Source organism: Puia sp., assembly GCF_035546395.1.
GTDB lineage: Bacteria > Bacteroidota > Bacteroidia > Chitinophagales > Chitinophagaceae > Puia.
The window spans coordinates 235,509-248,275 of record NZ_DASZXR010000016.1; the positions used below are offsets into that span (position 1 = coordinate 235,509).

Genomic DNA, 12,767 nt, shown 5'->3' on the forward strand with positions numbered 1-12,767 from the left:
CAAATTATACAAATCCCATTTTGGAAAAATGGTCACCGCCATGCTTCAGTTTTCAAGGGAACTGGACCTAGAGACCGCAGAAGACCTGGTGCAGGACGCTTTTTATTCGGCGCTTTCCACCTGGAAGCATTCCGGGATACCGGATAATCCCGCCGGATGGATCTACAAAGTAAGCCGGAACAATGCCCTCAATTTCCTTAAAAGGAATAAATCCTTTCAAAACCCCTTCGGCGAAGAACAGGCGATCGATGAAATGGCGGAGCCCAATGAGGATCCTTTCGACGATCGGAAGATGTTCCTGCTCTTCGCCTGCGCACATCCCCGGCTATCTTCGAAGATGCAGGTGGTGATCACTTTAAAATATGTAGCCAACATCCGGGGGGAATCACTGGCCAGGGCGTTGGGTATGACCACCGACGGGATCGATAAGGTCCTGTTGCGGGCGAAAAGCCTGATCCGGATGGAGAACCTTTTTCGGAAAGAACTAACGGCCCAGCAATTGAAAGCGCGATTGCCGGCCGTACACAAGATCATTTATTTGGTATTCAATGAAGGCTACCGGGCGGGAAGCGGTCAGGAGATGATCCGGGAGGACCTGTGCGAAGAGAGCCTGATAATGACAAAGTCTTTGCTGGACAATCACATTTGCAATGCAGAGACGGCCGCATTGTATTCGTTGCTGTTGTTCAATGCGGCAAGGCTGGGTGCGCGGCTTACAACGGCAGGCGAATTGCTGGATCTCGAAGAGCAGGACAGAGCCTTATGGGACAGCGACCTGATCGCACTTGGCCATTATTACTTCACCCGGTCGCAGGTCCCCGGAGAAATTTCTTCCTATCATTACGAGGCGGCGATCGCCTATATCCATAGCCATGCAAAAAGTTTTGCGGATACCGATTGGGGGGCGATCATCCAGTTGTACAACAAATTGTTGGAAGGCAAGCCCAATCCCTTTATCTCGCTCAACTACGCCATTGCCCTTTACTATGGCGGCCAAAAGACGTTGGCCTTTGAGGTGTTGGAGGGATTACGCAAGACATTCCTCGAACAGTATTTTTTATTGCATGCCGCGTTGGGAAAATTGTATCTATTGGAAGGGGACCTGGATAAGAGTGATCTTTATTTGAATACCGCCCTTTCCCTTACTTCCTTTCAGGCGGAAAAAGACGTTGTGAGAAAGATGTTGTTGAAAAATTGAAAACCAGAGTTATGGACCAAAGTTTGATCCTGCAGCTTAAGCGGCTGTACGAGGAAAAGACGGGCTGGGGCGACAGCGATCTTTGGAACAACCAGGATTTCCTGGAGTTGAGCGAGATGATATTCGATCAGACGGGGATCGCGCTGAGCCATGTGACGCTGAAGAGAATTTGGGGGAAAGTTCGCTATTCGAACATTCCCCGTACCAATACGCTCAATACGATGGTTCAATTCCTCGGGTACTTTAACTGGCGGGATTTCCGGGTTAGGAATACGACGCATCATTAACCCCGATCCGCTGGCGGATAGCTGCCCGTTATATCCTTTGCAAACAGCCGTGTTACCTGCTTTTTCCGAATCATAATATGCGGACTATGGTTTTTCCCGTGACCCGCTTGTTCGATTGGAAGGCGGCGACGGCGTCATCGAGTGTGATGATATTGCTGATATTGGTCTTCAGCCTTCCATCGCGCACCCGTTGGACTATCTCATTCAGCTGGCCCCGATCGGCCTCGACAACGAAGTCGACTGCCAGGCCGTTGGCAGGCTTCGCTTCGACAGGCCCGACGACGGATACCAGGACTCCCCCGGGTCGGATCAGGGCCGCGGACCGCTTCCCGATAGCTCCACCGATGACGTCGAACACGAGGTCGACCCGGCCGACATCTTCCAACGCATCGTTGTCCAGGTCGACGAAGGCATTCGCGCCGAATTCGAGGGCTTTCTGACGGTCGGCGGCGCGCCCGGTGCCGATGACGTAGGCGCCGGCTTCCCGTGCGAGCTGAACGACGACCGACCCGACTGCGCCCGCCGCTCCATGCGCCAGCACGGTCTGACCGGCCTGGAGACGGCCGTGCTGGAACAGCCCTTGCCATGCGGTCAGTCCCGAGATCGGCAGGCTTGCCCCTACCGTGAAGTCGACATCACCCGGCAGCGGGGCCAGGTTGCGAGCCTCGATGGCCACGAACTCGGCGAGGGTGCCGTCGCGATACCAATCCGCGAGGCCGAAGACCCGTTGGCCTACCGACAGGCCCGTCGTGCCATAGCCGACGGCGGTAACCACCCCCGCCACGTCGTGCCCGGGGATGGATGGCGTCCGATCGCGGTTGAGCCGATCAGTCCAGGTCGACGGCCACTCCAATTCCGTTCCGATAAAAGCAGACGCATAAATTTGAACGACGACGTCATTTATCGCCGCCTGCGGCGTGGGCCGGTCCACCAGTTTCAGCCCGGCTTTCCCCGCGGCCTGATCTTTCACAATGATCGCTTTCATAATAGTCCTTTTGATGTTAAAATTCATTTCTTATTTACTTCTCGACCGGTACGGCACTTTATTCCGCTACCCAGATCGAATCGGCGAACCATTTTTTCCCATCGTATATATTGCCAACAACGGAAAACCCGGCGGATTCGGCCAGCCGGTTTATCTCCGGTACTGAATACTTCTGCGATGTCTCCATCCGGATGCATTCGTCCTTGTCAAAATGGATGACCCTATCACCAATGCGCACGTCCATCGCCTCCAGGCAGACGAGGTAGCTTTTGCAGCATCCGCGTTCCGGGTCATAGTGGCAATAGTGCGAAAATTTTCGCGTCTCGAAGTCGGCGCCCAGCTCGCGGTTGATCCTCGTCAGCAAATTTAGATTAAACGCGGCGGTGATCCCCGCCCTGTCATTATACGCCGCACGGATCAGGTGCGGATTCTTTTTCAGATCGAAGCCCATGATCGCCATATCGCCGGGATTAAGGCATCCGCGCAGCTGGCTGCAGAATTTCCGGGTCTCCGCGGGCGGCATATTGGCGACATTGCCTCCCAGGCAAAGCAGCACCTTCGGCATCGCGGGATCCCTTTCACTGAATGCCCATAGCATTTCGAGATACTCCCCGTTCATCGGTTGTACCGGAAGTCCGGGCAGACTTTCCGGCAGCGAGGAAGACAGAAAGGAAATGACGTTGGGCGAAATATCAATGGGTACGTAAGTGAACTTCACCCGATCCAAATAAAGTGCGGATATCAGGTAGATCGATTTTCGCACGTCCCCCGGCCCCAGCTCGACCAGCGAAAACCGATCATGTCGCTCCAGGATAGCCCTTGTGAGCTCCCCCGTCCGGTCAGCGAAGATCTCTATCTCGCTTCGGCCGAGGTAATACTCACCGGTATCCATGATGTCATTGTACAAAATATCTCCCCGCTCATCGTAGAAATATTTGGAAGGCAGCGACTTTTGAGGCAATGAAAGCCCCGCCAGGACCTCCCGCCGGAAACGCTCCGTATCGACCGTCAAACGATTCCAATCCGGTGTATGGAGTATAGGTTGTTCTTCACACATTGAGGCTGCAAGTTAGCCCCTCTTTGGCACGGCAAACAAGGGCCTGCGCAGGTTTGGACTCTGTGCATCGAATTGCGGACTTTCGGTCATTTGCCGGGGCAATCGCCATTCCATGGATTGGCATCTGCGAATTCCGCCCGATACTCGTTGGGAAGCTTGCCGTATGCCTCCCGGAATGCCCGGGTAAAGCTTGTTTTGCTTTCGTAACCCGACTGCTGCGAGACCTGGTCGATATCAAGGTGGGAGTATTTCAGCAGCTGCGCCGCATGCCGCATCCGGAGGTCGCGCAAGGTGGCCATCGGCGTCTTTCCCACGATCTCTCCGAAGGTGCTCACAAAGGCGGAGCGGCTCATAAGCGCTATTGCGGCGAGACTTTTCAGGGAGTGATCGGCTCCGGGATCGGCAACCATGGCCGCAAATACCCGCGCGATCCTCGGATCACGAAGGAGTTGGAAGCGTTCCATCCAGACGCCGCTGCAGACCAGCGAGCGGCGAAGCAATAAGATGATCACCTGCTTGAGCAAGGCGGCACTCATCGCGTCCGACCCCACTTCGTGGCTGAGGAATTCCGCTACAGCCGAACGAAGTCTTGAACCGATCTGTGCCTCCGGTCCGAACTTTTCGATAATCGGCGCATCCAATTCTGCAAACAGATCGGTGGTTTGGCCATACGACGCCCGGAAAAAGCCACAAACGAGGTTTATTCGGGCGTCGAGCGCATCGCCGGCGATGAACTGGTAGACCTCGTTCTTCTTTTCCACGACACCCATCGCGCTTACCGTTTGGAGGTCTTCCGGCCTCTGCCGGTCGCCCGGCGCTTCAATGGTAAATGGGCTGTTCGGCGGCACAATGACAAGGGTGTGCGGTTCAAGATCGACCGAATGCCGGCCCCGGATGACCAGCCGGCCATTCCCATGAATATTATAGTGAATGCCGGGAAAATTGATTCCGCCCAAATCGAGTCGGTAACCGGTGCTGACCAGGCAATGCGACAGCCACACAAATTCCACGTCGAGGTTGCCGATGAGTATCTCCAGGTCGCGGACCGACAAATTGTTTGTAGGATCGTTTGTCGTCTTCATTTTCTATTTCTCCAGTTCCCAGGGCTGTAAAGCCCGTGCACTGGGGTCGCTATACTTCACCGGGGACCATCCTTTCAGCGCGTTGTCATCCCGGAACTGAAGAGCGGCCGCTTCCGTCTCAAATGCCTTTGCAGCCGAAAGATCGCGGTTTACCTCTGCTTCCGAGGTTTCCGAAAAATAAGCGTAGACGGACAATCCACCAAGCGATACTTGTTTTTGAAGGATCCACATATTGCAGGATTTGGATACAAAAGGTACGATATTCAGTGCAGTTGAAAATATTGTCCAAAACAATCTAGACAACATTGTCTAGATTTGATAGATTTGCGTTCTGGACGATGGTATAATAGGCTGACGGCACGTATTGATGAGGCCACCGATCCGCAGGAACGGCTTCTCGCGATCTTCGAAGCCCGGACCCTAACGGAATCAAAGCTGGTCGTAGAATAGTTTCAGCTGGCTGCTGCCTGTATCATCGGGTCCCGGGGTGTCTTCGGGGCCATCTCCTCCTTCGAAATTACTGATCGCGATCCCCAGCAACCGGATCCGCACGTCTTCCAACCCCGATGCCGCCAGCAGCTCCGTAGCGGTCTGCAGGATCGCTGCCCCATCATCCGTCGCCCGCGCGAGCGTACGGCTTCGCGTGATCTGCCGGAAATCCGCGTATTTGATCTTGACGGTGACGGTTCGGCCTTTGACTTCATTCTGCGCGAGACGATGCGTAACCGTTTCCGCAAGACTTTGAAGTTCGGGGATCATTTCTTCGAGGCGGGTAAGGTCCGCGGGAAAGGTATCCTCCGCCGCCAGCGATTTCAATTCCCGGTCCGGTTGTACCGGCCGGTCGTCGATTCCCCTGGCGATGTGATAATAGAAATGCCCGGCCTTCCCAAAATGCCGCACCAGCTCGGCTTTCTCTTTTTTCTTTATGTCCGCGCCGGTAAAGAGTCCCAGTGCATGCATTTTGGCCGCCGTCACCTTTCCTACACCAAAGAACTTCTCTACGGGCAATTCTTCCATAAACCGCTCGACCCGGGAGGGTCCGATGAAGGTCTGGCCATCCGGCTTCTTCATATCGCTGGCGATCTTTGCCAGGAATTTATTGATGGATATCCCCGCCGATGCCGTCAGGTTCAGTTCCGTCCGGATCGTGTTGCGAATCGCGGTGGCAATATCGATCGCCGAAGCGATCTTCTGCTTGTCTTCGGTAACGTCCAGGAACGCTTCGTCCAGCGAAAGGGGCTCGATCAGGTCGGTATATCGCGCGAATATTTCCCGGATCTGCCCCGAAACCTGCTGGTATATATCGAATCGCGGCACTACAAAAATGATCTGTGGGCACAATTCCAGCGCCTTCTTCGACGGCATGGCGCTGCGCACTCCAAATTTGCGCGCCTCATAGCTGGCCGTCGCCACCACCCCACCCCGGCCCTCCGGCAACCCACCCACCGCGATCGGCTTTCCCCGATACTCCGGGTGATCCCGTTGCTCAACCGACGCATAGAATGCATCCATATCGATGTGAATGATCTTTCGCTGCATATCAACGGCCAAAATTACTCATTTCGACCGGCCCGGCAAGGGATCGGGACCGACCACATACCGCCTTAAAAAAACCGCATACCAGTTCGCCTCGGACATATGTATGGGTATCCTGCGGATCCTTCGGTCTCGTATAGGTGAAAAATGCCTTTCCCTGTCCGCTCCCCAGGCGACGGATTCTACGAATTTGGGACGCTTGGCCCGGATGACAACCGGCTGGGGGTGACAACTTAATTATTCGGTATCTTTATATGTGGGAAGATTTCTCCCGGCAAAAAAATAATACGATATGAAACACGGGTTGCTGATCGACATGGACGGCGTAGTGTATGCCGGTGACGAATTGATCTCAGGCGCGGATAAATTCATTGGACGATTGTTGGCGGAAGACATTCCGTTCACTTTTATGACCAACAATAGTCAGCGGACGCCACTGGAGGTGGTGCGCAAGCTGAAGCGGCTCGGGATCGAGGTTACTGAAAAGCATGTGTATACAAGCGCGACTGCAACGGGGACCTTCCTCGCCACGCACGCGCCGAATGGAACCGTCTATGTATTGGGCGAGGGAGGACTGCTGACGAGCCTGCACGAAAGCGGCCTCACCCTGGTAGAGACCGATCCGGAGTTCGTGGTCCTTGGCGAAGGGCGGAACTTCACCCTCGAAATGGTACACCGGGCAGTGAACATGATCCTCGGAGGCGCCAAATTCATTATCACAAACAGAGACCCGTCCCCCCGCAAGCCGGGCTGGAACAACCTGGGCATCACTGCAGTGGCTGCCATGATCGAGGAGGCAACCGGGAGGCGGGCGTTCAGTATCGGCAAGCCGAGCCCGGTGATGTTCCGGGCCGCCAGAAAAGTCCTCGGTCTGCAGACGGAAGGCACGACCGTAATCGGGGATACCATGGATACGGATATCCAGGGCGGGATACAACTGGGGTATCGGACGATCCTCGTCTTGTCGGGCATTTCCAAGAAAGAGCACCTGGGCCGATATGCGTTCAAGCCGGATTTGGTGGTCAGTTCCGTAGATGAGATCGTCTTCCCGTTGAAATGGTGGAAGTAATCCCATTTTTTCCGGTAATGTAACGGCGGGTCATCGGATCAGGCTGCAAGTCTGTCGCATTTGTCGATTCCTCTGTTGCGGCGCGATATTCGGTTGGAAATTTATCAAAGGCCTCCTTAAATGCCCTGGTGAAACCGGCTCTGCTTACGTAGCCCGATTGCCGGGATACCTGTTCAACATCAAGACAAGAGTATTTCAGTAGCTGAGCGGCATGGCGCATGCGAAGATCCCGAAGCGCGGCCATCGGCGTCTTTCCAAGGGTTTTGGCGAAGGTGCTCATGAAAGCCGATCGGCTCATCAGGGCTATCCTGGCAAGACTCTTTACCGTATGATTCCCACCTGGATCCGCTGCCATCGCTGCAAACGCCCGGGCGATCCGGGTGTCACGAAGTATTTGAAACCTTTCCGTGCAAGCACCGCCTGGTTTTCAACCTGAATGTAATCGACGGATACCCACCCCTGGAAGTCGTCAGAATATGCGGGCTGAGGCTTAGCATTGTAGATCGCTATTTGTCGCAGGCACGTGCGATGCTCCGCGAAGGTTTACAATCTATCTTAATCGGCCCGTCACGAAACTTCCTTCTGGATTAGTTTGAAATTGGCAACGCCTCCAAGTCAACCTATTACAACTTGCCATTAATTTGCCAACTTTGAGTTGTAATTTATTTATAAACAATCTCTTGCAAATATTTTGTCAAATCCGTAATCAAATTCCATATTTGTCAAATACGGCGATTATCTTTGCGAAATGATTCAAAGGGATGCGGCAAGCAAAATTTTGGAACTGGCGGAAAAATTTCCTGCTATTGGCTTGTTAGGTCCAAGGCAAAGCGGTAAGACAACTTTAGCCAAAACCTTGTTTAGTGACAAACCTTATGTAAGCTTTGAGAACCAGGATACCTTGCTAGCCGCCTCTACAGATCCCCGCGCATTTCTTTCTAAATATTCCGAAGGCGCCGTGTTTGATGAAATTCAGCGGGTGCCGCATTTGTTTTCCTATCTGCAAGGCATCATTGATGAACGTACCTCAAAAACCGGACTATTTATACTTACAGGTTCGCAAAATTTTCTCCTTCTCGAAAATATTACTCAAAGCCTTGCTGGCCGGATAGCTTTTATTCATTTATTGCCATTCAGCTACCATGAGTTACGAACGACAGAATGGAAGGATAGTTCGCTTGATTTTTTAATATTTCATGGTGGATACCCACGCTTATATGACAAGGTTATTGAGCCTGTGGATTATTATCCCAACTATATTTTGACCTATGTCGAAAGGGATGTCAGGCAAATAAAAAATATTAATGACCTTGGCATATTCCAGCGTTTCCTAAAAGTATGCGCTACACGCGTTGGGCAAATCATAAATTATGCATCGATAGGCAATGATTGTGGCATAGATCAAAAAACAGTGGTCTCCTGGTTGGGCATATTGGAAACCAGTTTCATTGCTACTACGTTAAAACCATTCTACAATAATTTAGGTAAGCGTTTATTGCAGATGCCTAAACTGTACTTTTATGACACAGGGCTGTGCTGTTCTCTTTTAGAAATTGAAAACCAAGTGCAGCTGGCGAATCATCCCTTGCGAGGTGCACTATTTGAGAACTTTGTTCTATTGGAATTGTTGAAACAACGTCTTAACAGAGGGCTGCGCAGCAATTTTTATTTTTGGCGGGATAGAACGGGGAATGAGATCGATATATTGCTTGACAGGGCAACCGGGGCTGTCCCGATAGAAATTAAGGCTAGTGCCACTTATAACCAAAGTTTTTTAAAGGGAATCGAATATTGGAGAAAAATACAGCCGGGAACCACGCAGTCATTCCTTATTTATACGGGAGAAACGTCTTTTCCGCAACAAGAAACAGAAATAATTAATTGGAAGGAATTGAATAAGATTGCTTAGATGGAATTAGTAAAGAAAATCCACATCATCCAACTCCTTCCGACCAATTCCGTAGGCGGCACCGCCGCTAGTGTAGCCTGCAATGAAGGCCAATTCAGCATAATTTCAAAGAAGTAGATACCCATTATAGGTCCATGATCCAGCCAAAAAGAACCCAGCAAGTAAATCACGATATCTTATTAAAAGAGTCAATTGGCTTATTTAAGACTGGTCACAAATATTGATAGCGCACGCCCGGTTTTCAAAAGATTGGCAGATGTTCTTGATAGACGGCGACATGGTGAATGAATGCATTTATAGGATATATAAGAGGGTAGGTTCCAACTCACGCGGAGCCGCTAAGAACATGCTTTTTTTATGCTGCTTTTGAGGTGTGTGCCGTTTGTGTGCCGACTTAAAGGGGTTGTAGCGACCTGATTGGCAGTATATTAGAAGGGGCAAATAAAAAAGATCTCCATAACCATTTGATTATCAAGGCCTTTTTGGGTGCACAGGACTAGATTCCCAAGCTGTTGATAATCAGATTGATAATAACCCAAAAAGACGGATATGGGCCAAAAATGAAGGCGCACTGCTCATCCGGTTTCCGTGCCTGTTGCCTGCCGGGTCGAACAATTTCCGTGTTAGTGGCCACCCGTCTGTCGAAAGCCCTTATTAGTTCTCTATCTAATTGATTTTTAATCACTTTTTGGAAGCTCATTTTCTGTTAATGTATAACAATTGCCAACCCTCGCTATTATTCGTAACTTTATACGATATGACTAATCCATCGGTACACCCTCCATTGAGCAACGTTCAGGCTGAGTTGCTCAAATTGTTTTCAGCGGAAATTCCGGAAAGCCATTTGCTGGAATTGAAGAAGGTCATGGCCAAATTCCTACTTGATAAAGCCAGGGATAAGGCTGACGCTATCTGGCAGGAAAAGGGCTACACGGACGATCAATTAGAGAAAATCCTCCAAAGCAAATAATGCCCGTGCTAAAAGTCGTGCTGGATACCAATGCGCTGTTGCGCTCAATATCCCGACGATCTTCTTTTGCCATCGTCCTTGATAAGTTACACGACGGTGACTTTGAGTTATGGGTGTCTAATGATATATTGTTGGAATACGAGGAGAAGATTACCGACATTTTTTCAAAGGAGACCGCTGAACTGGTCCTTGGAGCACTGGCTTTATTACCCAATGTCAAAAAAACCGATATCCATTATCAATTATTTCTCATTAGCAGTGATAACGACGACAACAAATTCTCGGACTGTGCTTTTGCAGGTAACGTACACTACCTGGTCACAAATGATAAACATTTCAACATCCTCGGCAGCATCCCATTTCCAAAGATAAATGTAATTACGCTGGAGAAATTTATGGAGCTGATGGCATCTTAACCCCATATGATCACAGGAATAACCTTTATAGAAGCGTTCGTAGTTGAACCTGAGATTCTTTATGATTTTTTACAGTCTTCCGTGAACTGGAACGAAAGTATGATCGCCCGTAAGACGGCGAGTTTTGGGAAAGCGTATAATTATTCTCAAATGGAATACCCATTTCAAGCTTTCTTGCCCGAACTCGAGTATATGAATAAAAGAATAGAAGGCATACTCGGTTTTACTCCCAACAATTGCTTGATTAATTTTTATCCGAATGGAAAATCCAGCATGGGTTTTCACTCTGATCAGACGGACATCCTCGAAGCGGGGACTGGGGTTGCCATTATTTCACTTGGAGAGATGCGTTCATTGAGATTTCGCAATATAGCTGATACCTCGAAAATAAAGAATTATGACTTGCCCTCTGGAAGTCTTATCTACATGTCACAAGAGGTGCAGAAGCTTTGGCAACATTCCATTCCCAAGGCCGATACCGAGAACGGCAGGATGAGTTTGACATTTCGACGAATTAAATAAACAACCCGCGCTAACGCGCGGGTTGAGTGGTCGAAGTGCCCAGGACTGGATTAGCTCCGCTGATCCAGATACTCCCGCGAGGGGCGTACCCAAGCGCCCCTCGGCGCCTGGCGGCGCCGGTTTTTTGTGTTTGTCCGCTCACGCGAGCGTAGCTCGCATCGCTACCAAACACAAAAAACCCCGACTAACGTCGGGGCGCTTGTGCCCAGGACTGGATTCGAACCAGCACACCTTACGGCGCTGCTACCTGAAAACAGTGCGTCTACCAATTTCGCCACCTGGGCATCAACCGGGAAAACCCGGTTCCCTGTTCGGGGGTGCAAATATACGGAAAGATGAAAGGACCACAAAAAAATGGGGTTTTTTTTCTTGCGGCCGGGCGCTGAGCATCCTGTACTTTTGCGCCATGATACTGACACTGGAGACGATAAAGGAAATGCTCGGCCGCCTGCGGATCGATGAATTGAACGAATTGCAACGGGCTGCGCTGGACGCCGGGCAGCAAGACGGAGACCTGATCCTGCTGGCGGCCACCGGCTCGGGCAAGACGCTGGGCTTCCTGCTGCCGGTACTGGCGCGTATGGAAGATGGGGTGGCCGCCACCCAGGCCCTCATCGTCGTCCCCTCGCGCGAACTGGCGATCCAGATCGAGCAGGTTGTCAAAACGATGGGCACAGGGCTCAAGGTCACCTGCTGCTATGGCGGTCATCTCCGCGAAACGGAAGAGAACAATCTCATCGAAGCGCCGGCACTGATCATCGGCACCCCGGGCCGGCTGGCCGACCATCTGCGGCGGGGGAATATCCACACGGCCGGCATCAAAACACTCGTGCTGGATGAATTCGATAAATCCCTCGAATTGGGCTTCGATGAAGAGATGTCCTATATCATCGGCACGCTGCGCGGACTCCAGAAACGGATCCTCACCTCGGCGACACCCGCCGAAGCCATCCCCGATTTCGTAGGCCTTCGAAACGCTGAGACACTGAATTTCCTTACCGGCGAGCCGGCCCAGCGCCTTAGCCTCGAACTGGTCCACAGCCCCGACCAGGACAAAATAGACACCCTGTTCCGCCTCCTCTGCTGGATCGGCAGCCGCAGCGCCGTCATCTTCTGCAACCACCGCGAATCGGTGGAACGCACCAGCGCCCTGTTAAAAGAAAAAGGCATCGTCAATGTCTTCTACCACGGCGCATTGGAACAAAACGAACGGGACAGCGCCCTGGCCAAATTCCGCAACGGCACTTCCGACGTCCTCGTCACTACCGACCTGGCCGCCCGCGGACTGGACGTCCCCAACATCCGCTACATCATTCACTACCATCTGCCACACACCATCGAGGCCTTTACCCATCGAAACGGCCGTACGGCCCGTATGGAAGCCAGCGGCACGGCCGTGATCATCCTCGGCCCCGACGAGACGCTGCCCGCTTTCATCCCCGGCACGCCTCCCACCATCGAACTGCCGCCCACGGCCACGCTGCCGGAAAAACCAAAATGGTCGACCCTGTTCATCGCCGCCGGCAAAAAAGACAAGGTCAACAAAGTCGATATCGTGGGTTTCTTTACGCAGAAAGGGCAGTTGAAGAAGGACGATATCGGCCTGATCGAAGTAAAAGACTTTCACTCCTTTGTGGCGATCCGCAAGTCGAAGGTGTCGCACACCCTGCAGCTGATCAAAGATCAGAAACTGAAGAATAAGAAATTGAAGATCGACATCGCTAAGTAGGCCGAAT

Annotated in this window: 14 protein-coding genes and 1 tRNA gene; 8 read left to right on the forward strand and 7 right to left on the reverse strand. The window is 51.7% G+C overall.

Annotation, left to right across the window (positions count from 1 at the left end):
- The first annotated feature begins 40 nt into the window (after positions 1-40).
- On the forward strand, positions 41-1,198 hold the full coding sequence (locus VHE34_RS22060) for an RNA polymerase sigma factor (RefSeq protein WP_325591923.1): 1,158 nt from the start codon (positions 41-43) through the stop codon (positions 1,196-1,198).
- An 11-nt stretch (positions 1,199-1,209) separates the two neighbouring features.
- Entirely contained in the window at positions 1,210-1,485 is a 276-nt protein-coding gene (locus tag VHE34_RS22065; RefSeq protein WP_325591925.1) for a hypothetical protein, read from the forward strand.
- Positions 1,486-1,555: 70 nt separating this feature from the next.
- On the opposite strand, the gene VHE34_RS22070 is transcribed toward VHE34_RS22065, so the two are convergent.
- The 5 genes from VHE34_RS22070 to dinB form a co-directional block, all read right to left on the reverse strand.
- Positions 1,556-2,470, reverse strand: coding sequence for an NADP-dependent oxidoreductase (locus VHE34_RS22070; protein ID WP_325591927.1), 915 nt, complete (start codon positions 2,468-2,470; stop codon positions 1,556-1,558).
- Positions 2,471-2,528: 58 nt separating this feature from the next.
- Positions 2,529-3,527, reverse strand: a complete 999-nt coding sequence (locus VHE34_RS22075) for an L-histidine N(alpha)-methyltransferase (protein ID WP_325591929.1) — start codon at positions 3,525-3,527, stop codon at positions 2,529-2,531.
- 86 nt (positions 3,528-3,613) lie between these two features.
- On the reverse strand, positions 3,614-4,609 hold the full coding sequence (locus VHE34_RS22080; protein WP_325591931.1) for an AraC family transcriptional regulator: 996 nt from the start codon (positions 4,607-4,609) through the stop codon (positions 3,614-3,616).
- 3 nt (positions 4,610-4,612) lie between these two features.
- Positions 4,613-4,840: a hypothetical protein gene (locus tag VHE34_RS22085; protein ID WP_325591934.1), complete on the reverse strand. Its 228-nt coding sequence runs from the start codon at positions 4,838-4,840 to the stop codon at positions 4,613-4,615.
- A gap of 198 nt (positions 4,841-5,038) precedes the next feature.
- Complete coding sequence (dinB, locus tag VHE34_RS22090) at positions 5,039-6,148, reverse strand: DNA polymerase IV (protein WP_325591936.1); 1,110 nt, start codon at positions 6,146-6,148, stop codon at positions 5,039-5,041.
- Positions 6,149-6,437: 289 nt separating this feature from the next.
- Here dinB and VHE34_RS22095 point away from each other — a divergent pair, with 289 nt between their 5' ends.
- Positions 6,438-7,214, forward strand: a complete 777-nt coding sequence (locus tag VHE34_RS22095; RefSeq protein ID WP_325591938.1) for an HAD-IIA family hydrolase — start codon at positions 6,438-6,440, stop codon at positions 7,212-7,214.
- On the opposite strand, the gene VHE34_RS31200 is transcribed toward VHE34_RS22095, so the two are convergent.
- Entirely contained in the window at positions 7,168-7,569 is a 402-nt protein-coding gene (locus tag VHE34_RS31200) for a helix-turn-helix transcriptional regulator (protein ID WP_414709918.1), read from the reverse strand. The genes VHE34_RS22095 and VHE34_RS31200 overlap by 47 nt on opposite strands.
- 393 nt (positions 7,570-7,962) lie before the next feature.
- Between VHE34_RS31200 and VHE34_RS22100 the strand changes: the two genes are divergently transcribed.
- The 4 genes from VHE34_RS22100 to VHE34_RS22115 all read left to right on the forward strand — a co-directional run bounded on the left by VHE34_RS22100 (position 7,963) and on the right by VHE34_RS22115 (position 11,031).
- On the forward strand, positions 7,963-9,123 hold the full coding sequence (locus VHE34_RS22100) for an ATP-binding protein (protein ID WP_325591940.1): 1,161 nt from the start codon (positions 7,963-7,965) through the stop codon (positions 9,121-9,123).
- 757 nt (positions 9,124-9,880) lie between these two features.
- The gene (locus VHE34_RS22105; RefSeq protein WP_325591943.1) at positions 9,881-10,093 is read left to right on the forward strand and encodes a hypothetical protein; all 213 of its coding nucleotides are present in this window, start codon (positions 9,881-9,883) and stop codon (positions 10,091-10,093) included.
- Positions 10,093-10,509 (forward strand): putative toxin-antitoxin system toxin component, PIN family, encoded by a 417-nt coding sequence (locus VHE34_RS22110; protein WP_325591945.1) that lies wholly within the window; start codon positions 10,093-10,095, stop codon positions 10,507-10,509. The genes VHE34_RS22105 and VHE34_RS22110 overlap by 1 nt, the downstream gene beginning before the upstream one ends.
- A gap of 6 nt (positions 10,510-10,515) precedes the next feature.
- Positions 10,516-11,031, forward strand: coding sequence for an alpha-ketoglutarate-dependent dioxygenase AlkB (locus VHE34_RS22115; RefSeq protein ID WP_325591948.1), 516 nt, complete (start codon positions 10,516-10,518; stop codon positions 11,029-11,031).
- A gap of 202 nt (positions 11,032-11,233) precedes the next feature.
- On the opposite strand, the gene VHE34_RS22120 is transcribed toward VHE34_RS22115, so the two are convergent.
- Positions 11,234-11,315: transfer RNA gene (locus tag VHE34_RS22120), tRNA-Leu, on the reverse strand.
- A gap of 122 nt (positions 11,316-11,437) precedes the next feature.
- Here VHE34_RS22120 and VHE34_RS22125 point away from each other — a divergent pair.
- Positions 11,438-12,760 (forward strand): DEAD/DEAH box helicase, encoded by a 1,323-nt coding sequence (locus tag VHE34_RS22125; protein ID WP_325591950.1) that lies wholly within the window; start codon positions 11,438-11,440, stop codon positions 12,758-12,760.
- Positions 12,761-12,767 lie beyond the last annotated feature (7 nt).